Below are 20549 nucleotides of genomic sequence, written 5' to 3' on the forward strand. Positions count from 1 at the left end.
CCCTCACCCGCTTCAGGTGAGGGGCGCTTTTCGCGTGGGGTCAGCGCACCACGGCCGCGACCTCGGTGTTGATGCGCTGCCACAGCGCGGCGAACAGGTCTTCCCTGCGATAGACACGGGGCTCGCCGGTGCTGCGGCCGAGCACCGAGAAGTCGTGCAGTTCGAGCACGGCGGCCCCGGTCTCAGTGCTGTACACCGGGCGGGCCCAGCCGTTGCTGCACACGCTGCCGGTGTCGGTCTGGTGCCTGCCGACCACGAAGTTCACCGTCTCGTCCCCGCCGATGCCCCCGCGCTGGATGTCCAGCGCGTATACGGTGTCACCGGCCTGCTCGACCCGGATGCTGATGCGCGAGTCACCGCGGTGCACGGTGCCGACGAACCCGCTGCGCTCCAGGCCCGGCATCGCCGCGGTGAGCTGGTCGCCCAGGTAGCGGAGGGTGGCCTCCTGTTCGGCGTACCGGCTGAACGTGGCGGGCACGGCTGGTGAGCTGATGAGCCGCCGGGCGCCGGTCACTACCTCGGCGACCGATGCCCGCTCGGCCCCCGCCGACTCGGCGGCCTCGACCCGGGCAGCCAGCGCGTCCGTGAGCAGGTCGGGCCGCGCAGGGTCGAACCGCAGGTAGCTCACGTGCGGGTGCAGCAGTTCGGCGGGCACGGCGAGCTCGCCGACGAGCACCGGCAGCACGTGCTCGTCCCCGTTCTTGACCGCGCGCAGCATCGCGGCGCCGAAATCGTCCACAGCGGAGACGAAGGGCAGGAAGAAGCGCACCGGTGCGGTCGGCAGGTCTCCCCGGTCTTTGTGTCCCCACCACTCGTGGGTCTGGTCGGGCCCGTGCAGGACCGTCAGCCCGCGCTGCCGGCTCGTCTCGACCACCTCGCCGACCGCGGACCGCGACTGCTCGGTGAACGAAACGGCGACGTCATAGACCGCGTTTTCCTTCATAACCCACCTTCCTGGTCGTCGCCGGCGCCACGCCGGCGAGTACCGGGGGAGGCTTCACCGCCGCTGTCGACCAGAAGTGGACGCGGTGTGGATCCCCTCCCGTTTCCCGTTGACCGCGGCGGGGGAAACGGTCACCTCCTTGTTGGCCGTCCGGGCTCTGATGAATCCTCGATATGGGCGCCGGAACAGATCCGGAAAAGCCCGAAATCAATTCGCCAATTCCCCGGGAGGATTTGTCATGTCCAAATTCGTCTCCGCTTTCGCTGCCGTCGCCGCTCCGGTCGCGGCCGTGCTGTGCCTGGCCGTGACCGGTTCCGCCGGCGGTTCCGCCCTGTCCTCGGACGAGCCGCCCGCAGCGCCGCCGACCGCCACCTCCGCGTCGAATCCGGACGGAAACCCCTGGCACGACTGAGCTGCCGCGAAAGCGACCACCCGGTCGCCCGCGATCACCTCGCGGGCGACCGGGTGATTGCGCGGGTTCGGGGCAGGTGCTGTACTCGAAGCCAGTCGGAGCGGGAGGCTTTGGTGGTCGGAAAATTTGGGGAATTGCTGCGTGAATACCGCATCGCCGCCGGTCTGTCGATGGGTCAGCTGGCCAAGCGAATCCACTACAGCAAGGGATATCTCAGCAAGATCGAAAACGGGCTGAAACCGCCGCACGATTCGATGGCCCGGCTCTGCGACGGGGAACTCGGCGCGGGCGGCGCGCTGCTGGCGGCGGCGCGGTCGGCGAGGGAGGCCGAGGTGACCCTCGACCGTCGCCAGGTGCTGGTGGCCGGCACCGTGCTCGGCGTGACGCTCGCGGGCGGGCCGCGGCCGGTGCCGGACGAACGGGTGGTCTTCGGGATCCGCACCACCTTCGAGGACCTGCGGCGCCTCGGCATGCAGACCAGTCCGGTGGTGGTGCTGGAATCGCTGACAGCGCAGGTGCGGATGCTCTGCGCGCTGGCGGGGGAGAACCCGGAGCCGAGCAGGTCGCGCCTGTTGCTGCTGGCCGCGCGGATCGCCGAGTACACCGGGTGGATGCAGCAGGAAGCCGGCGACGACCGGCGCGCGCTGTCCTGGACGAGGAAGGCCGCGGAACTGGCCGTCGCGGGCGGGGACCACGAGATCGTGAGCTACGCCTTCGTGCGGGAAGCCGGGCTCGCGCTTTACCGGCACGATCCGATCGCCACGATCGAGCTGGCGCGCCGGGCGCAGCGGGCGGGGCCGGCCGGTTCACGCACCCTCGCCCTGGCCGCGCGGCGGGAGGCGCAGGGCCACGCACTGGCCGGCGATCGCAGCGAGTACGACCGCGCGCTGGACAGCGCACTGCTTCACGCCGACGCGGCGGGCACGGACCCGTCGGCGTACCCGGTGCTCGGCTCCACGGCCCCCGATCCGATCGGGCTGGCCCGGGGCTGGTCGCTCTGCGACCTCGGCCGGCCCGGCGAAGCGGCCGAACTCCTGGACCGGGAGCTGACCCGGCTGCCCGCGGACTCGCGGCGCACGCGGGCGCGGTTCGGCGTCCGCAGGTCGCTGGCCTACGCCCTCGCGGGCGAGGTCGAGCAGAGCTGCCAGACCCTGACCGAAACCCTGGAGGACGCGGCCCACGTCGATTCGGCGACGATCCGGCTGGACCTGCGGGAACTGGCCAGGAATGTCGGCCGGTGGCATAACCACGCCTCGGTCCGCGAGGTCTACCCGGAACTGCGGCGCGTGCTGCACCAGCGAGTCTGAAGCTCAGCGCACTCCTTCGCGGCAGGCGCAGGTCAGTTCCGCCCGTTCGGTCCGCACCTGGCCGGCCTCGGGCAATTCCAGAGCGGTGAACTCCTTCTCGGCCGCCTCCCAGTTCGCGAGGGCGTCTCCGCATCGGCCCAGCCGGTGCAGGGTCTGGGCGATACCCCGATCGGCGTGCGCCCGGTGCCCCTGGTTCCCTGACGTGGCCGCCAGCTCCAGTGCGGCCTCGTAGAGGCGCAGCGCTTCGACGTGGTCGCCCTTGGCCTGGGCGGTCGCCGCGCGGTCGCGGAAGAGCTGGGTGCGGAGGTCCGCGTCGAAGACCCCGGCCGCGATGCCGGCGGCTTTTTCCTGGTAGCGCTCGGCTTCGGGGATCCGGCCCGCCGACCGGTGCACGTTGCCGATGTTGGACAGCGCGTAGGCCATGACGCACGCGTCGCCCAGTTCGGCGGCGAGGTGGTGTGCCTCCCGGTGGTCGACCAGCGCTTCGCTCGGGAGCCCGAGGCGCTGCCGGACCGAGCCGAGGTTGTTCAGCACGTGCGCCAGCCCCTGCATGTGGTGGATTTCGCGCAGGATCGGCACCGCGGCGCGGTGCTGGCGCAGCGCGACGTCCAGCTTTCCGTGCAGTTCGTTGAGGTAGCCCAGATTGCTCAGCGCGTGTGCCTGCCCGCGCAGGTCACCGACTTCCTCGTACTTCTCCAGTGCCGTCTCGAAGTGGGTGATCGCTTCCGCGTGCCTGCCGAGTTCCATGGTCGGGATGGCGATGGCGCACCACGTCGTGGCCTCGCCCCTGGCGTCGCCCAGCCGCGTCCAGCAGGACAGCGCCCGCCGCGCCAGTTCCAGGGCCTCGGCCAGCTCGCCGCGGCGGTTGTGCACGGTGGCCAGCCTGAGCAGCACGTGCGCCTGGCCGACCGTGTTGTCCTTGTCGGCGGTCACCAGCCGCCGGGCCAGTTCCATGGTCTCGGCCCAGTCGTCGAACTGGCTCGTCGTGTGGAAGTAGCGCCAGATGAGCACTGCCAGCCGCCAGGCGTGCTCAGGCAAGCCATGCGTGGCGGCGTAACGGATAGCGGCCACCAGGTTGTCCCGCTCGGCGGTGATCCACGCCACCGCGGCGCCGGTGGTCTCGAAGGTGCGGGCCACCGGCGACGTGCAGGTCACCGCGGGCAGCCGAGCGCGCTCGAACGGATAGGCCGTCCCCGCCGCGTCCGCGAGGGTGACCAGGTAGAAGTCGAGCAGCCGCAGCACGGCACCGGAGTGCTCGCCGGGCTCGGCCGCGGCGAACTCCTTGAGCGGGTCCAGCATCTGGTACCGCTCCGGCGTGAGCTCCTCGACCAGGCACACCTCGTGCAGTTCGTCGAGCACCAGCCGGGCGCGGGCAAGCGCGCTGTCCGCCAGCGCGGCGGCGCCTGCCACGGTGATGTGCGGTCCCGGCGTGTGCCCGAGCAGGCGGAACATCTTCTGCTGAGATTCGCCCAGCTGCTGGTAGGAGACCCGGACGGCCGCGGCGCCCGCGTCGTCGCCGGCGTCGGCGTGCCAGGGCCCGCTTTCGGCCAGCAACCGGAGCAGGTGCTCGAGCGGCCACCGGTCGTGCCGGCGGAACAACGCGGCGGAAACGCGGATCGGCATCGGCAGGCGACCGCACCGTGTGACCACCTCGGCCACCTCGGCGGCACGGCCGGCGACCCGCAGCGGCCCGGCCAGCGTGCGGAACAACGCGGCGGCGTCGTCCGGGGGCAGCGGAGCCAGCCGCACCTGCTGCCCGGTGTCCGGTTCGCCCACCCGCCTGCTGGTCACGATGGCGAAGCAGCCCGGGGCGTCCGGAAGCAGGGCGCGGACCTGCTCGGCGGACTTCGCGTTGTCCAGCAGGATCAACGTCCGGGTGCCGTACAACTCGTTCTGGTACATCGTGATCTTGCGCCCCGGCGAGGCGGGGATCTGCTCGGCGGGCACCCCGAGCTCGAGCAGGAGCTGGGTGAGTGCGTCGCCCATGGTCATCGCGGTGACGTTCGGGGTGAACCCGTTGAGCCGCAACAGCAACTGCCCGTCGGGGAATCGTTCCCGCAGCCGGTGCGCGGCTTCCACGGCCAAGCCGGTCTTGCCCGCTCCCGGTGCGCCGCTGACCCACACGGCTTTCTCGCCGGCGCCCGCCGCCGCGGCGATCAGGCCGAGTTCGCTTTCGCGGCCGGTGAAACCGCCGGGCCGGGACGGCAGAGAACTGGCGGGCTCGCCGCGTTCGGCCCGGGCGGCGATGTTGCGCAGCCTCGGTTCCGGCTCGAGACCGAGTTCGGCGAGCGCGTCGCGGGTGCTGTGGAACACCCGGATCGCCTCCACCCGGTCGCCGTTGGCGAGCAGCGCGCGCATCAGCAGCTCGGCGTGCCGCTGCCGATCCGGTTCCTTGCCGACGATGCGGCGCAACCGGTCGCGCGCCGACCGATGGTCCCCCGTGGTCAGCTCCAGTTCGGCGAGATCGCCGACGGTGTCGAAATAGCTGTCGGACGGCGAGATCACGTCCGTGCCGCCCACCCGGTCGATGTCGATGTCCTCGAGGAAGCGCCCGCGCCACAGGTCGACCGCGGCGCGGAGCAGTTCGATCTGGCGGCGCGGATCCTGCTCCTGACGCGCCTGCTCACGCCACCGGTCGAAGCGGTGGAGGTCGACCTGTTCCCGGGAAACCCGCAGCAAGTAGCCGGTCGCGGTGGTCTCGATCGCGACGTCGTCGGCCGCGCCGAAGGCCTTGCGCAACTTGTTGATGTAGCCGCGGACCAGGGTCCGGCGCTCGGGGTTGGCTCCCCAGACGATTTCGGTCAGCCGGTCGGCGGAAAGCGGTTTGTTGGCGTGCAGCAAAAGCACGATGAGCACGAAGCGCTGCTGCTGGTCGCCGAGATGCACCGGAGCGCCGTCGTGCCACGCCTCCAGCGGGCCCAGCATTCGAAAATCCACTCCGCCTCCCTGTTCGCGAGCCTATGTCCATCACTATGTCGTGCAAGCGGCCATTCGTGTGTCACCGAAAGCGACCATTTTTCGGCCGGTATGCGCGTCGTGCGCGGACACCTTCGTTTCCGGGGAGCGCGAGCTGGGGAAACGAGTGCCGGGGTGCCGGTGTGCGGACCGATCCACGACATGTCCACTTCTGGTCCACTCACCCGTCGCAAGCTGCCGGTCATCGGAGATCGGCGGGGAGGCTGGCTGGTGAACACCCATGCGGAACTGGTGCGGGAACTCAAGTCGTTGCGCAAGGGCCGAGGGGTGCACGCCGGGAGGATCGGCGAGCGGATCGGCCCGACGCTGCGCCTGCTGTGCGGTGTGACGGAGGACGACGGTCCGGTCGCCATCCGGGAGAAGCTCGTGGCGCGGCTGACCGGATTGGCCGAGCAGTTGCCGGAGGACATGCGCCTGGCCACCGTGGCAGCCTTCGGGCTCACCGCCGACGTGCGCATGCCGCTGTACCGGGACCGCGTCAGCTGGGCCGCGCCCCGGATCGATCGTGACGCGCGGACCGTGCGCCGCCGGGTCGACGATGCCATCGACCAGCTCGCGGAACTGGTCGTGACCGTCCCGCTCCGGCCGGACAGGGCCTGGCACATCGCGGAACTGCACGCAGTGGCGACGCTGGACCGGCCGCGGCACGAGGTGCTGGAGCAGTACCGCATCGTCGCCGACCACGACGGGCTGCACGAACTCGACTTCACCTCGCCGGCGTTCGAACTGCGGGGCCCGCTCGACGTTGACGTGCTCTACGGGGGCACCCTGTGCCCCGGCGGCACAGCACGGGGCGGCTTGTCCCTCACGCTGCCCGAACCGCTCGCGCAAGGCGACATGCATGCCTTCGCCGTGAGTTACCGCTTTCCCCGGCCGCGGGTGCTGCGGTCGTACGTGGTGCATGAACTGGAACAGTCCTGTGATCTGTTCGATCTGCGCGTGCGTTTCGCCAGATATCGCATTCCGCGCCAGGTGTGGACATTGCGCGATGTCACCGGTCCGCACGGTGGTCACCAACAACCGGTGGACCGCGCGGGGGAAATACATCAGCGATTCCAGAGACTTTTGCCGGGCCGCTCCTACGGTGCGCGCTGGGACGGTGAGGAAGCGGGGAACGAATTCTGCGGGCATCATTGTTCGTGTGCGGATCGGAGCGCGCCCGGAACACCAGTTCCGCCGAAAAGCGGGCTTGGAATGTGAGCTGGCCGGGCAGTGTCGTTCCCATCGGTGGTCCACATCTGATCCACACTCCGTGCACGCAACGAGTTCATGCTTCCAGAAGGCGCCGCCACAGTGCTGAAAGGACGGCAATGCGATGGACATCGACAAATCCCTTGTGGACTCCCCAGCGCCCCGGCTGGAGGGCCTGGCCGAGTTGACGCCGACCTTCTCGGTGGCCGTGCTGCACTGCAACCCGGACGCGGACCCGAAGGCCGCGTTCCGCTCGCTCGTCACCTTCCTCCGAACCACACTGGAGTCGCGGGGCCAGGCGCGATCGGTTCGCTGCCTCGGCGAGGTCGTGCTCGCCGAGCCCGACCAGATCGAAGGCGTCGGATCGCTGTTGGAGCTGGGCATCGATGGCCTGTACGCATCCGTTCGCGAGCGTCGCACGATGCCGAGCTGGGCCGGAGAAGACCAGCAGGTATTCGACGTCGCCAACCAGTTGACGGTCGTGGTGCGCTGCGGAGCCTTCGTGGTGCTGCACACGCCGGTGAGCGACGAGGCGTTGCGCAAGTGGCTGCAGAAGTTCAAGGGGCTCTACCGGTACCTGCCGAGCGCGATCCTGCGGAGAACGCTCCAGGGCGACGGGAAGACCGTATGGCTGCGTGGAGTACATCGCCGCCGCGCCACCAAGGCCGACAGCAAAACGTTGGGCGGGCTGCGGATCCAGGAGGTGCTCGACGACGAGGACGGCAGCTTCGCGTTGAGCGCGGCTGTGATTGATTACCTGCCCCTGGACGAATCCGCCGTAGTGCGCGGCAGGCTGACCGTCAGCCCCGCGAAGTCGCACCTCTACTGGAAATTCCGCGTCGATCTGCTGACGTTCCTCGCCGCCGCCACCGAAACCGTGACCCTGTTCGAGAAGTCTTTCGCCGTCGAACCGCCGGAGGAGCCGTTCTGGCAACTGGCGGTGCCGGAGACCGAACTGGCCAACGTGTACGGAGCGTACGACGTCACCATCGCCGAACCGGATGAACTCCCCGGCGCGGCGGACCCGGACGGGGAACTGGCGGAACGGGCGGAGCTGTTGCGGAACTCGTTCCTCGAAGTCCGCGGGCACTCCGGGTCCCCGGCGTTCACCGCGGTCGTCGGTCGCGAAGGGGCTGAGGTCGGCTCACTGTCGATCAAACCGGCCGCCCGGGGAGACGGCTTCGAACTGGACGTCCGCTTCGCCGGAACGCCGTCGAATGAGGCGGTGGCACGGCAGATCCGGGACGCCGTCGGCAACGGTGAATTGCTGAGGATCTACTACGAGTCCGGGCACACGTTCGGCGAGTGCCAAATCAACCTGCAGAACCAGACCGCACCGCCGTTCGCCAACCTGGAATTCGCCGATTTCGGTCGTTACCGGGTGAACCAGGAAAAGCCGTCGGTGCGCGGCGACCAGGCCATCCACGACGCGATCGGCCTGATCAACGACTGCTCGTTGTTCGCTTGGGTCGCAACGGCTTACCCCACCGGCTGGCTCGTCTGTGACGATGGCGCGGGCGAGGTCGCCGACTTCCTGCACCTGGCCGACGGCACGCTGACCGCCATTCACGTCAAGGGCGCACAAAGCACGTCGTCGACCAGGCAGGTCGCGGTGACGGCGTACCAGGAGGTTGTTGCGCAAGCCGTGAAGAACTTGCGCTTGCTGGACAACCGGTCGCTCATCGAACGCTTCACCACCCCGCGGATCGCGCGCCCGGCGGCCTGGCTCGACGGCACCCGGCAGACGGAACTGTCGGAGTTCCTGACCGCGCTGCGGGCGCGCACCACCCTGAACAAGACCAAGGTGGTGATCGTGCAACCGCACCTGCTGCGCCCCGTGCACGATGCGGCGCGAAAAGCAGCCGAAGAGGGCAAGCCGACCCGCGACTCGCGCAGCCTGACCCTGCTGGACGGCCTGCTCCGAAGCGCGCGGAGAACTGTCATCTCGCACTGGGACGACCTGACGGTCATCGGCAGCGAGTAACTTCAGGCCCGCGTGGGCCGAGCCCGCTGGGGATACGGGGTGTGCCGCCGACCTGCTCGCGGTTGAGGCGCGCCCTCCGGTCTTCCGCCTCTGCGGACGGACCTTCCAAGTCGGCTCGCGGGTCGGGCTGGGTGGTGTCGACCTTGCAGAACATCACCCCGGCGGCGGCACCGGCACAGCGTCCTGGTTCGTGCGATCGGTCGATTCCGGACGTCAGGGGAGTGGGGTTGGTTGCAGAAGTCCCCGGGACAGCTGATGGGACGTGCTATTGGATCCGAAGGACGTGGCGGCCGGGAACGTCGTGCGACTCCGGCGGGCAGTGCGGGACCGTGTCGTCCGCTCTCAATCTCGCTCGTGGACGTCGCTCAGCGTTCGCAGACCCACTGAAGAGCGCCTGGAGGGGCGGATGCTGCGGCAGAAGATCTGGCGGATGACTCCGGCCGGCGCAGCGTCTGGGAGCGCAGAGGTCGATCAGTGCGGCCCTGACCAGGTTGCAGAATCTGCGCGAGGGGGATCGGCATGGAACTGCTTTGTGCGACGGACGAGCGAGGGTGTTGCAGCAGGTCGAGGACATTCGGACGCTATCGCGGCCGTGTCGGACGCAGAACTGTCAGTGGCCGTCTCTAGAGTGGCGGGGTGACCCGGACCGCTTCCACGCTGACGATCAACTACGGCGAGTTCTTCACTCGACGTTGGGTCGTCGACGTTCTGCTCGACATCACCGGCTATACTGTCGATCGCGACCTTGGCTCGATGCATCTGCTCGAACCGTCGTGCGGATCTGGGGCGTTCCTCGGCCCGGCGGTTGAACGCCTGATCTCGTCAGCACGAGCCCGAGGCCGGGACTTGGCACTGCTCGGCGACGCTGTCCGTGCGTATGACCTGCAGCCGGAGCATGTGAAGACTGCCCGCGGCCTTTGCCGCGACTTGCTGGTCGCCGCAGGCGTACGCGAAGAGACGGCTACTAGCCTCGCATCGACCTGGGTGCGTCATCAGGACTTCCTGCTGCCGGGCGTCGCCGACCTGGCGGCGGACGTCGCCATTGGAAACCCTCCGTACATCCGCTACGACGACCTCGACGCCAGCACTGCGGCCGAGTACCGCCGCGCTTGGACGACGATGAAGGGCCGCGGAGACATCTACGTCGGTTTCTACGAGCGCTGCCTCGCGATGCTGAAACCTGGCGGACGAGTCGGCTTCATCTGCGCCGACCGCTGGATGAGGAACCAATACGGTGGGGTGTTGCGCGACCTGGTGGCCTCCCGGTATTCGGTCCAGCACGTCTGGACTATGCACGATGTCGACGCTTTCGAGTCTCCGGTCTCCGCATACCCGGCGATTACGGTGCTGGCGAATCAAGCGCAGGGTACGGCGGTCGTAGCGGACACGACCGCCGCCTTCGGTGAGTCCTCCGCGCAGGCGCTGGCGAAGTGGTCGCGCGACGAATCTCTGACGCACTTCGCCGACTCCGGGGTGACTGCTCACCGCCTCCCGCATTGGTTCCCATCCGGCGAGATGTGGCCCACCGGTTCGCCGGCGCGCCTCGCGCTGATCGAGCGGCTCAACGACGGCTTCGCCTCGCTGCACAACGAGGCCACTGGTACTCGCGTTTCCATCGGCATCGCCACCGGCGCCGACAAGGCCTACGTCACCAAGGACGCTGACGCGGCGGAGCGGGATCGAATGCTGCCGCTCTCGATGCGACGAGACCTGATGTCGGGCTCGTTCAAGTGGCAAGGCAACTACCTGGTGAACCCGTGGGACGCAGACGGCAACCTTGTCGATCTTGCAGACTACCCACGCCTCGCCGCCCACTTGAGTGCGCACCCGGCGATCAAAGATCGATTCGTCGCGAAGAAGAACCCGGATCGTTGGCATCGCACCATCGACAAGGTGAACGCATCGATCATCGACAGGCCCAAGCTACTGGTGCAGGACATGAAGGCGCGTATCCACCCGGTTCTGGAACCGGGTGGATACTACCCCCATCACAACCTCTATTATGTCGTCTCGGACACCTGGGACATGGAAGTCCTTGGCGGAATCCTGTTGTCCCGGATCGCGCAGGCCTTTATCGAGGCATACTGCGTGCGGATGCGCGGCGGGACCTTGCGCTTCCAGGCTCAGTACCTGAAGAAGATCCGCGTGCCTGCGCCAACTGCGATACCCGGCGAGCTGGCTGACGAGCTACGCCTTGCCTTCCACGCGCGCGACGTCGAAGCCGCTACGCGGGCGGCGGCGCGAGCTTACGGAATCGACACTTCGGACTACGAGCTAACCGATATGGTTCCGGACTATGACGCGTGATATCGAACCGCTCTTGGTCAACTGGTGGAAAGAGAAAAACGAAGCCGTCGCCCGGCTGGTTGCCGACGGTAAGTCGGACACCGGCGCGCAGGCGCGCAATGCGCGACACATGCAGAGTATTGCGATGTTCGTCAAGCAGATGTTCGTTGACGCAGGGCTCGACGAGTCGGACGTCAGCTTGGACTGCGTAGTTCCGGGCTACTACCGGCGCTCGAAGAACTGGGACGTGGTGGCAATGCACAAGGGCCACCTGGTGGGCGTGGTGGAGCTGAAGTCGCAGGCCTCGAGTTCGGGTAACAACGCGAACAACCGGATCGAAGAGGCGATCGGAAGCGCCGTCGACGCGAAGGCTGTGCAGGAACTCACGGGAGTGTTCGGCAATCTCGGGGTCTGGGCCGCGTGGTGCATGACGTTCAACCGAGACGCGGAGAGCGGCAAGCCTATTCGTTTGAGGGTCGTGCAGAAGTCGAGGAGCCGCTTTCCCCTCAACGACTCTGCGTTCGAAAATATGACGTACGCGAGCCAGTACGCCACCGCGATCGAGCGGCTCATCTCGCAGAGGGTCTATGACGCGGGCTGGATGCTGACGACCTGGGTCAGGGCCGACGGCACCATCGGCCACGACGAGCCGATCCCGACTGCGACAGCCGAAACGCTGGCTACTCAGATCGAGGCGCGGGTTAAGTTTGCGATTCAAGCCCTGCGCAACGAATAGCCGGATCGGCGGAGCCTCCGCGGGTGGCAAACGGGTTTGAAGCAAGCTGGTTCGTGCGCTGCCATCCGCGGTGCGGCCGGGAAGACTCCGCGCCCCGAGTGTCCACACCGGACTCGGGGACCCGTGGAATGCCAGTGCCCGCACGGACGACGGCACTCCAGGCTCACACCACCTCGACCGAGATTCCGCCCACTTCGCTGATCTCCGCTCCAGCCGGTCGCCGGTCTGGATCGGGGCGTTGAGCGTTCCGCTGAGCACGATGTCGCCTGCCTCCAAAGACGCGATCCTCCGGCTGGAGTCGTCCGTCCCTGTCATCGCGGCGATGAGCTCGGCCTTCCCGGACGAGATGGGCATCGAACCCGGCGGTGTAGCCAGCACGGACGAGTGCTCGGGTATGCCCGGAAGCCGCAGCCGGACCGTCCGTGAACGTCGAGCAGGACGCATCGTTCCTGATTCATTTCTTGTCCTTCCAGTGTCCGGCGCGGATCGGGTGGCCGTCTTCGCCGAGCAGGGGCGCGCGATGCGACGGCCGGGCTGGGGTGCGCTAGAACTTCAGCGGCTGTCCTGCCACCTGGTAGCTGCGCCCGGTACCGGGTGGTCGAGTTCGACGAATGTTTCGCGGGCCTTGACATGCGGATCGGCGGCGGGGTCTTGCCGGTTGCCTCCCGCATCGCCGATGGGCCGTCGGTGCTGGCCGTTGCCGTGGCAGCAACGGCCAGCACCGGTCGTCGTCAACGTCCGATCACTCTCAACGGGCCGAGTTCGACGTTCACTCGCAGCAGCCAGATACCCGTGATGACCATGCCCAGCACGGTGACGGTGATCGCGATCAGCCGCCAGGTATGGCTCCAGCTCGACAACGCGTTGTGCAGGGTCCGATTAGTCTCGCTGGTCGCCTCGGACTCCTCGGGCAACCGTCCATCGCTGTCGGGCGACTGGTCGTCGTCCGGCTCTGGTTCCGGTTTGGTGGTGGGCCGTAGTGTCACTGGCGTGTCCTTTCACACGGGACAATCGGTGCCGGGGCGACGACAACGTCAGCAGCGACGTCGGCCCGGCGATGGGCGGTTGCCCGTGGCACGAGGACACACCGGTGATCGAGAGACGAGAACGATCACCGCGGGGCGGTTCCCCTGGCCGGGGGAGCCGCCCACCTTTTTGGTCTGGAGCGCCAGACGGGCGTGGTGAACGCTAAGCGGTCGGCAGGCCGGAACAGAAGCGAAACCGGCGTCAGATCGGTGACCGCTGGCGGTTCCACGGTGAGTGGTCAGTGGAGTTCGGCCCGCCTGAACGGCTAACTGCACAATGCGCGGATAATCCAACGGAATAGGCTCTGAGCAGCGTAGATGGAATCCTGCGCGACAGCGGCGGTGGGAGGCGACACTCGGTGGCGACCCGGTTCTTCTCGGCGGGCGAGATACGCGAGCTGGAGTCCTGGCCCGCGGAGGCGGGGTGGGCTGAGCTGGTGCGCCGCTTCCGGATGACGACCGCGGACGTGCAGTGGGTTCATCGCTCAACCCGGGGTGCGCCGAACAAGGTCGGGCTGGCGCTGCAGCTGTGCGCGTTGCCATGGCTGGGATTCGTTCCCGCCGACGTGCGGGCGGCGCCGACGGCCGCAGTGACCGATGTGGCCGCGCAGTTGGGGCTGGAGGCCGGGGCGCTGGCCTATTACGGCCACCGCGAGCAGACCCGCTCGGATCATCTGCGCCTGGTCATGAAGCGTCTGGGATGGCGGACCGCCGAGGAGGATGAACGGGCCGGGTGGAAAACGCTGCGCGAGTTCCTGGCCGACCTCGCCGTCGAGCGCGACCTGCCCGGCGAACTGTTTCGGCGGGCGACTGTCCACCTGGCCTCGGACCGGGTGCGGATAGTGCGGCCTGGCGTGGTCTCGCTGATGGAGGAGGTCGCGGCCGCTCGGAAGATCGCCGAGCGGGAGGTGTTCCGCCGGATCGAGCCTCTGCTGACCGAGCCGCGGCTCGCGGATCTGGACGGGCTGCTCGAGATGGCGCCGGAGATGCCGATGACTCGGCTGACGTGGCTGCACCGCCGCCCGACGAAGTACTTGCCCACGGCGATCCGCGCCGGTGCGGACAGACTGGTGTTCCTGCGCGACCTCGACGTGCACACATTGGATCTGTCGACGATCCCGGATTCCCGGCGGCGGCGACTGGTCGAGTTGGGCCGCCAGTTGCGCAGCCAGCCGCTGCGGGCGCGACAGCGGATGTCGAAATATCCGATCCTGCTGGCCACGGTGGTCGAGTGTTACGCGGAACTGCTCGACGAACTGGTGGAGATGTTCGGCCAGGCAATGTCGGATGCCGAGGATCAGGTGGCGGAGAAACGGGAGCGGCTGGAAGAGAAGTGGTACCGCAAGCATTCGTGGAATTGGTTCCCGTACCGCGGTCCCGGGACTGTGGACCTCATCAGCGACGGGGATCCGTTCACGTACCTGCGGCGATTCGCGCCGGTGGTGCTCGGGGAGATCGAGTTCGCCGGCAGCCGGGAAGCCCAGCCGCTGCTTCAAGCGGTGGAGATCCTGCGCGCCCTCTACAGCCAAGGCCGGCTCTGCGTCCCAGACGGGGCGGAAACCTCGTTCCTGTCCTGGTCCTGGCGGTATCATCTGGAGAGGGCCGCTGAAGCGGGAAAGCCGGTGCGGTATCGGTACCTCTGGGAGTGGAGCACCTTGATCAACCTTCGGGACGCACTGCGGCGGGGAGAGGTATCGGTGCCCGGTTCTCGTCGGCATGCGAACCGCTCGCATTCCTGAGCTTGCTTCGCGAGGACGGTCTGCGGCAGTGAACGATCGACCGATCGAGTACACCCAGGCCACGGATCTCGTCGAACGCGGGTCGATGATTTCGGAGTAGACACCCGCATTCCCCTGAGCGAATGGTTGAAGTGGAGAACGTGGAACAAGCCGTGACAAATGTCCAGGTGCCAGGCCTTCGGGCCTTGGTCGTCGAAGCCGTGCAGGCCCTGTCCGATCGCGAGCACCAGGAGCGCGTGTGGATACGGCTGGAGAGGCCGCATCCGGGTTATGAAGACAACCTGGACATGAACATCAGCATCCTGTTCGACGACACCAGCATTCTTCCGGACCCGCTGTCGGGTGTCGGCTGGTACATATATCCTGACGAAGTGGAGCCGTTGCGCGAGCTTGGCTCCGTCCTCGATCCGATGATCGATGAAATCGGCGATGCTGCCGACAGCGCCTATCTGGCTCATCCTCGGTGGAATGAGGTCGTTCGTCTCGCGGGCGTTGCATTGCAGGTCATGCGAACGCACGAGGGCGCGGTGTGACACACGGCGGTCCGCTGCTGCTGGACGTCAGGGTCCCGTGGACCGGGACATGGCTGAAGCTGGGTGCGCGCTTGGCCTTGATGCGATGCCGAACGGAAGGCGATCGAAGCGCAAGCCCCGCCGATCTGCTCGGTGGTCGCGCACAACCTTCCGCAAGGGTGCCGCGTACTCAGATCACGGTCGACGGTGTATCGGATCGCCGCAGCGCGACCAGACTCTTGTCGTCGTGCCGCTTGGCGCGGGGGAGTTGTTGGGCGGAGGGATCACCATAGCGTTCCCAATCCTCGGGCCGGGCGAGAAGCCGGTACGGCCCGCTTTCGTCCATCGTCGCCAGCCGCGGCCCAGGCGCCGCAAGGGTTTGCAGGCACCGTCGGTGGCGAGCATGGCCCATGGGATCTCGTCGGCGGGGAAGCGGTGCACGAGGGCGTGTCGGCGACCCCCTCCTTGCCTGCCCGTCCTTCTCAACAGCGTGGCTCTGAAGCCCGCTCGTGGGAGAGCGTCGAGTACAGCACGGAATCTCGCCAGTCCCCGACGAACTCGCCGGATTCCGCGTCATCGGGGAGAAACGCAACGCCGGATACTCGCTCGGCCGACCCAACTCGAAACCGGTCCCAGCGATCGAGCCGCGGCGGGTGAGGCACTGCCAGACCGCCCGTTGGTCTCGCCGACCGCGTGCCCCTCCGCATCTGGACATCCGCGCCACCCTGCATCGCTGATCGGGTTATTGCCGCCGTGACAGCGATCTGCCCGGGATCGTGGCATTCGACCGTCCGCGTCCGGCCCGATCAGAACAGAGATCTCCGCGTACACACGATCGAGCCAGTCGCTGAACGGTTATTGCTTCGTCTCGTGCCAGAGCGAACTGCGCCGAGGTGGGTTACAACGTGGCTGATCCTTGTCCTCGGCACGCTGCTGTTGCTCGGTTGGCTTGGCGGCCCCTGGCTTCCGGCAGTTTCGCGGGCGGTTCGCTCGCCGTCAGCGGACGCGTCTTGGCTCACTCACGTTCGAAGCGCTGATTTCCCGGCACCGCACGGGGCCGGTTTGAGAAAGACATCTTCTCCGAAGCACACGGACGCAGCGAGGTCGTGTGTCTTCCTCCGAGCGGGGTTGCCTCCGCGATCGTGTGGCGGAGAATGTCCCCGTCGGAGCGCGACGAACTGGGCGACCGCACGGAGATCCTCGCCAAGGTTGCCGAACTCTCACGCGAGTCCGCGCAGGTGCCGATCGAAGGCGAACATGGGCGCACATACGGCAAGTCCCGCGGTGGCTTCAGTACGGCGCGTGGCGGGCACTCCTGCGGAAGGCGCGTTCGGGCAGTCCTCTGAATCCGGATACCCGCGCCGTGCCGGTGTGGCTGCTTGCGGCAGATGATCAGACCCCGGCTCGCATGCAGCAGGTTGTCATACATCACCCGGCAGGCACGATGTACCTGGCGGAGCGTTCGGTGCGATGCACGGCGTGAGGCGGGGGTGGCTCGGGTGCCGCGTGAAGAGAACCCGTTGGCTGCGGGGGACGGGCCGCTGGTGGAGTTCGCGCGCGATTTGCGGTTGTTGCGGGAGAAGGCGGGCAAGCCTCCTTACCGGGTGCTGAGTGCGCGGGCGCATTACTCGGAGGCGGCGCTGTCGCAGGCCGCTGCGGGGCGGAAACTGCCCAGCCTGGACGTGACGCTGGCGTATGTGCGGGCGTGCGGCGGCGATCGCGGCGAGTGGGAGCGCCGGTGGCGCGAGGCGTCCGGAGCGTTGCAGCCGTCCATGCCGCCGGACGAGGCCGAGTCGCCGTACTCCGGACTCGCGCCGTTCGGGGTTGCGGACGCGGCACGGTTCTTCGGCCGGGAAAAACTGGTCGAGGACGTGCTCGCCTGCCTGTCCGCGCAGCGGGTGGCGGTCGTCGTCGGTGCCTCGGGCACCGGCAAGACGTCGTTGCTGCGGGCGGGAGTGGTGCCGAAGCTGACCGGGCCGGCGGTGGTGCTGACGCCGGGCGCGCATCCGTTGGAGGAGTGCCATATCCACTTGGCGCGCCTCGCTGGCACGCCCGTGGCAGCGCAGTCCACGGAACCCAGAGGACTGCATCAGGCCGTGCGGCGGTGCGTCGCGGAGGGCAGCGAACTGGTGCTGGTCGTCGATCAGTTCGAAGAGGCGTTCACGCTCTGCGCCGACCACGCCGAGCGGGCCCGGTTCATCGACCAACTGCTCACGGCGGCCACGACTGCACACAGCGGCTGCCGAGTGATCCTCAGCGTGCGCGCGGACTTCTACGGGGACTGCGTCGAGCATCCCGCTCTCTCGCGAGCTTTGCGCGACGGACAGGTGACGGTGGCCCCGATGACGGCCGACGAATTGCGCGTGGCCGTTGTCAAACCCGCAGTGCGGGCGGGCTGTGTTGTGGAGACCGCACTGGTCGCCCGCATTGTCTCGGACGCCGGTGGGCAGCACGGCGTGCTGCCCTTGGTTTCCCATGTGCTGATGGAGACGTGGCGGCGTCGCCGTGGTACGACGCTGACCTTGAAGGGCTACGAGGCCGCGGGCGGGATCGAGCACGCTGTGGCGCACACGGCCGAAGTCGCGTTTACCGCGCTTTCCGCCGAGCGCCGCAACACCGCTCAGCAAGTGTTGCTGCGGCTGTGCACGCTCGGTGAGGGGATCGAGGACACCAAGCGGCGGGCAAGGCGGGACGAACTGGACCAGCTCGGCGGCGACGTCCGTCCGGTGCTGGAACACCTGGCGGCCGCGCGGCTGGTGGTGCTGGGCGAGGACAGCGTGGAGATCGCGCACGAGGCTCTCATCCGCTCGTGGCCGCGCCTGCGCGCATGGCTGGCCGAAGATCGCGAAGGGCTGCGGGTGCACCGCGACCTCACCGACGCCGCAGCCGCCTGGCGGGCGCTGGACAAGGACCCGGGCGCGCTGTACCGCGGTGTGCGGTTGGCTCTGGCCCGGTCGTGGGCCGAGGACCGCGACCGGGCCCTCAGCAAGCCCGAGCGGGACTTCCTGACCGCCTCGGTGGCTGAAAACACGCGCGCCGAGGCTGCCGTTCGGCGGCGGGCGTCCCAGTTGCGCGGACTGGTGGCGTTGCTGATCGTTCTGCTCCTGATCGCGGCGGGTGCTACCTGGTATGCCCTGCGAGCCGCGCAGATCACCGCGGCGCAGCGCAACTCCGCGCTCGCGCAGAAGGTGGCCACGCAGGCACCGGCGCTGCGCACGGCCGATCCGGCGCTGGCGGGACAACTCGCTGTCGCGGCCTTCCGGTTCGACCCGACCGCCGATACCCGCGGCAGTCTGCTCAGCACCGTCCTCGGGCCCCGCACCACGGTCCTGACCGGCGACGCGGCCCGGCGGGCGGTGGCGTTCGGGCAGGGCGGCAGGGTGGTGGCCAGCGCCGGGGACAGCCGCACGGTCCGGCTGTGGCGGCTGCCCTCGCCGCACGCCCCCGAACTCGCCGCGGAGATCACCGGCAGGTCGGAGCGAGTGGAGTCGCTGGCCTTCAGCCCCGACGGAGCACGGCTGGCCGCCGCCGGGCACGACGGCGTGCTGTCGCTGTGGAATGTGGAGAATCCCGCCGCGCCCCGCCTGCTCGCCGCGGTGCAGGCTCACCGCGAAGCGGTGTACCACGTCGCTTTCAGCCCCGACGGCACCGCGCTGCTCACCGCGAGCAACGACGGCACCGCTGCGCTGTGGAACGTCCGCGACCCGAGCACACCCACCCGCGTCTCCGCGCTGACCGGTCACCACGGCTCGGTCGCCTGGGCCGAGTTCGCCCCTGGCGGACGCCGTGCGGTCACCGCGTCCGACGACGGCACCGTCGGCCTGTGGGACGTCACCGACCTTGCCCGGCCCGCCCTCACAACCCGGTTTCCGGCCCACTCGCCGATGGTCACTTCGGCGGTGTTCAGCCCCGACGGCACGCTGCTGCTCACCGCTGGGTTCGACGCCAGCGCCCGCCTGTGGGACCTGCGCGCCGAAGGCGAGCCCCGGCTGCTGAGCCGCCTGGCCCAGCAGCGGGACTCGGTTCAGGCGGCGCGGTTCTCGCCCGACGGCAGGACCGTCGTCACGACCGGTTGGGACTACACCGCGCTGTTGTGGGACGTGTCCGCCCCGGCCGCGCCCACTGTGCTTGACACCATCGCCGGCCACACCAACGTCGTGTGGACCGCCGATTTCAGCCCCGACGGCCGGGTGGTCGCCACCGGAGGCAACGACGGCACAGTCCGGCTCGCCGACGTGCCCGGCCGGGTCCTGGGCGGGCACACCGACACCGTCCGCGCCTCCGTCGTCTCGGCCGACGGGCGCACCGCCGCGACCGGCTCCCGCGACGGAACCGTGCGGCTGTGGGACGTGCACGACCCCGACCGGCCGCGTCGGCTGGCCTTGCCCGCGTCGGCCATGAACCAGGTCCGGTCCCTGGCACTGAACCGGAACGTGCTGGCGGCCGGGGACACCGACGGGCTCGTCCGGCTGTGGGACGTTTCCGACCCGGCGCACGCCCGCCTGCTGCCGCGCACGATCAAACATCCCGGCACCGCCCGGACGATCGGGTTCAGCCCAGACGGCGCGCTGCTCGCCGTCGGCGGCGACGATCCCGAACACGTGATCCGGCTGTGGTCACTGCGGGAGCCGTCCGCGCCGGTTCTCGCCGGGGAAGTCACGGGGGCCACCGACTTCGCTCCGGCCCTCGCGTTCTCCCCGCGCGGTGGCCTGCTCGCCGCCGCCATGTCGAACACCGTGCGCCTGACCGACGTGTCGGATCCCGCCCGGCCCCGGCTGGTGGCGACGCTGCAGGGCCACACCGACCGCGTGCTCGCGCTGGACTTCGCTCCCGACGGCCGGCACTTGGTCTCCTCCGGCCTCGACCGCACCGCACGCATCTGGGACGTGCACGACCCGCGTGCACCGGTGCCAGTGTCCACGCTGACCGGACACCAGGGCGCGGTGCCCGCGGTGGCCTACTCGCCCGACGGTTCCCGCATCGCCACCGCCGGGTACGACCACACCGCCCGGCTGTGGGAGGTGCGCGACCTCCGCGCACCCACGCCCTGGGCAACGTTGTCCGGGCACACCGACGAGGTGCACACGGTGGCGTTCTTCCCGGACGGCCGGAACCTGCTCACCGGCGGTCGCGACGGGTCCGGTCTGCTGTGGCGGATCGACCAGGACGACGCCGCGGCCGAGGCGTGCGCTCTCGCCCATCCGCTCGCCACAGCCGAGCAACTCAGCTCCTATTTCCCCGACGCCGACGTGTCCGCGCCCTGCCGATGACGCCCCGCTGAGAGCAGCACAGCCACGACGCGCCTGCCCGGCCTCCGGACACAGCGGGCCGCCCCTCGCCGAAATCCGGGTCGTCTTGCCTGGTCAGGCTTTTTCCATTCTTCACTGGTCATTCTTGACCGCTCGGCCGCCGATCGTGAACAACCTCGCGTCGCTACA

The 20549-nt window shown here is 68.7% G+C and carries 12 protein-coding genes; 9 read left to right on the forward strand and 3 right to left on the reverse strand.

All coding sequences use genetic code 11. From position 1 onward, the window contains the following. Positions 1 to 40 precede the first annotated feature (40 nt). Positions 41 to 943 (reverse strand): hypothetical protein, encoded by a 903-nt coding sequence (locus tag ACFSVL_RS10545; protein WP_378302918.1) that lies wholly within the window; start codon positions 941 to 943, stop codon positions 41 to 43. A gap of 238 nt (positions 944 to 1181) precedes the next feature. On the opposite strand from ACFSVL_RS10545, the gene ACFSVL_RS10550 reads away from it, so the two are divergent. Both ACFSVL_RS10550 and ACFSVL_RS10555 read left to right on the forward strand, forming a co-directional pair. Continuing rightward, positions 1182 to 1355 (forward strand): hypothetical protein, encoded by a 174-nt coding sequence (locus tag ACFSVL_RS10550; protein ID WP_378302920.1) that lies wholly within the window; start codon positions 1182 to 1184, stop codon positions 1353 to 1355. Between the two features lie 113 nt (positions 1356 to 1468). Beyond that, entirely contained in the window at positions 1469 to 2662 is a 1194-nt protein-coding gene (locus tag ACFSVL_RS10555) for a helix-turn-helix domain-containing protein (protein WP_378302922.1), read from the forward strand. 3 nt (positions 2663 to 2665) lie between these two features. Here ACFSVL_RS10555 and ACFSVL_RS10560 read toward each other — a convergent pair whose 3' ends face one another. Further along, positions 2666 to 5599: an AfsR/SARP family transcriptional regulator gene (locus ACFSVL_RS10560; RefSeq protein ID WP_378302924.1), complete on the reverse strand. Its 2934-nt coding sequence runs from the start codon at positions 5597 to 5599 to the stop codon at positions 2666 to 2668. 249 nt (positions 5600 to 5848) lie between these two features. Here ACFSVL_RS10560 and ACFSVL_RS10565 point away from each other — a divergent pair, with 249 nt between their 5' ends. The 4 genes from ACFSVL_RS10565 to ACFSVL_RS10580 all read left to right on the forward strand — a co-directional run bounded on the left by ACFSVL_RS10565 (position 5849) and on the right by ACFSVL_RS10580 (position 11835). After that, positions 5849 to 6838, forward strand: a complete 990-nt coding sequence (locus ACFSVL_RS10565; RefSeq protein ID WP_378302926.1) for a hypothetical protein — start codon at positions 5849 to 5851, stop codon at positions 6836 to 6838. A gap of 115 nt (positions 6839 to 6953) precedes the next feature. Then, positions 6954 to 8813 (forward strand): hypothetical protein, encoded by a 1860-nt coding sequence (locus tag ACFSVL_RS10570; RefSeq protein ID WP_378302928.1) that lies wholly within the window; start codon positions 6954 to 6956, stop codon positions 8811 to 8813. A 636-nt stretch (positions 8814 to 9449) separates the two neighbouring features. Further along, complete coding sequence (locus tag ACFSVL_RS10575; protein WP_378302930.1) at positions 9450 to 11120, forward strand: Eco57I restriction-modification methylase domain-containing protein; 1671 nt, start codon at positions 9450 to 9452, stop codon at positions 11118 to 11120. Beyond that, on the forward strand, positions 11110 to 11835 hold the full coding sequence (locus tag ACFSVL_RS10580) for a PaeR7I family type II restriction endonuclease (RefSeq protein WP_378302931.1): 726 nt from the start codon (positions 11110 to 11112) through the stop codon (positions 11833 to 11835). The genes ACFSVL_RS10575 and ACFSVL_RS10580 overlap by 11 nt, the downstream gene beginning before the upstream one ends. A 731-nt stretch (positions 11836 to 12566) precedes the next feature. Here ACFSVL_RS10580 and ACFSVL_RS10585 read toward each other — a convergent pair. After that, positions 12567 to 12821 carry a hypothetical protein gene (locus ACFSVL_RS10585; RefSeq protein WP_378302933.1) on the reverse strand — a complete coding sequence of 85 codons (255 nt, stop codon included), beginning with the start codon at positions 12819 to 12821 and terminating at the stop codon, positions 12567 to 12569. Between the two features lie 398 nt (positions 12822 to 13219). Between ACFSVL_RS10585 and ACFSVL_RS10590 the strand changes: the two genes are divergently transcribed. From ACFSVL_RS10590 to ACFSVL_RS10600, 3 genes are all read left to right on the forward strand, one after another. Then, the gene (locus ACFSVL_RS10590) at positions 13220 to 14599 is read left to right on the forward strand and encodes a DUF4158 domain-containing protein (RefSeq protein ID WP_378302935.1); all 1380 of its coding nucleotides are present in this window, start codon (positions 13220 to 13222) and stop codon (positions 14597 to 14599) included. A 122-nt stretch (positions 14600 to 14721) separates the two neighbouring features. Continuing rightward, positions 14722 to 15132: an SCO4402 family protein gene (locus ACFSVL_RS10595; protein ID WP_378302936.1), complete on the forward strand. Its 411-nt coding sequence runs from the start codon at positions 14722 to 14724 to the stop codon at positions 15130 to 15132. Positions 15133 to 16610: 1478 nt separating this feature from the next. Then, a complete protein-coding gene (locus ACFSVL_RS10600) occupies positions 16611 to 20381 on the forward strand; it encodes an nSTAND1 domain-containing NTPase (protein WP_378302938.1) in 3771 nt (1256 codons plus the stop codon). The last annotated feature ends 168 nt before the right edge of the window (positions 20382 to 20549 follow it).

Origin of the sequence: Amycolatopsis silviterrae, from assembly GCF_042684085.1 — a bacterium.
GTDB classification, from domain to species: Bacteria; Actinomycetota; Actinomycetes; order Mycobacteriales; family Pseudonocardiaceae; genus Amycolatopsis; species Amycolatopsis silviterrae.

Coding starts and splice junctions, on each gene's coding strand:
- ACFSVL_RS10545 (WP_378302918.1), bottom strand. CDS start 943: ATGAAGGAAAACGCGGTCTATGACGTCGCCGTTTCGTTCACCGAGCAG.
- ACFSVL_RS10550 (WP_378302920.1), top strand. CDS start 1,182: ATGTCCAAATTCGTCTCCGCTTTCGCTGCCGTCGCCGCTCCGGTCGCG.
- ACFSVL_RS10570 (WP_378302928.1), top strand. CDS start 6,954: ATGGACATCGACAAATCCCTTGTGGACTCCCCAGCGCCCCGGCTGGAG.
- ACFSVL_RS10580 (WP_378302931.1), top strand. CDS start 11,110: ATGACGCGTGATATCGAACCGCTCTTGGTCAACTGGTGGAAAGAGAAA.
- ACFSVL_RS10595 (WP_378302936.1), top strand. CDS start 14,722: ATGGTTGAAGTGGAGAACGTGGAACAAGCCGTGACAAATGTCCAGGTG.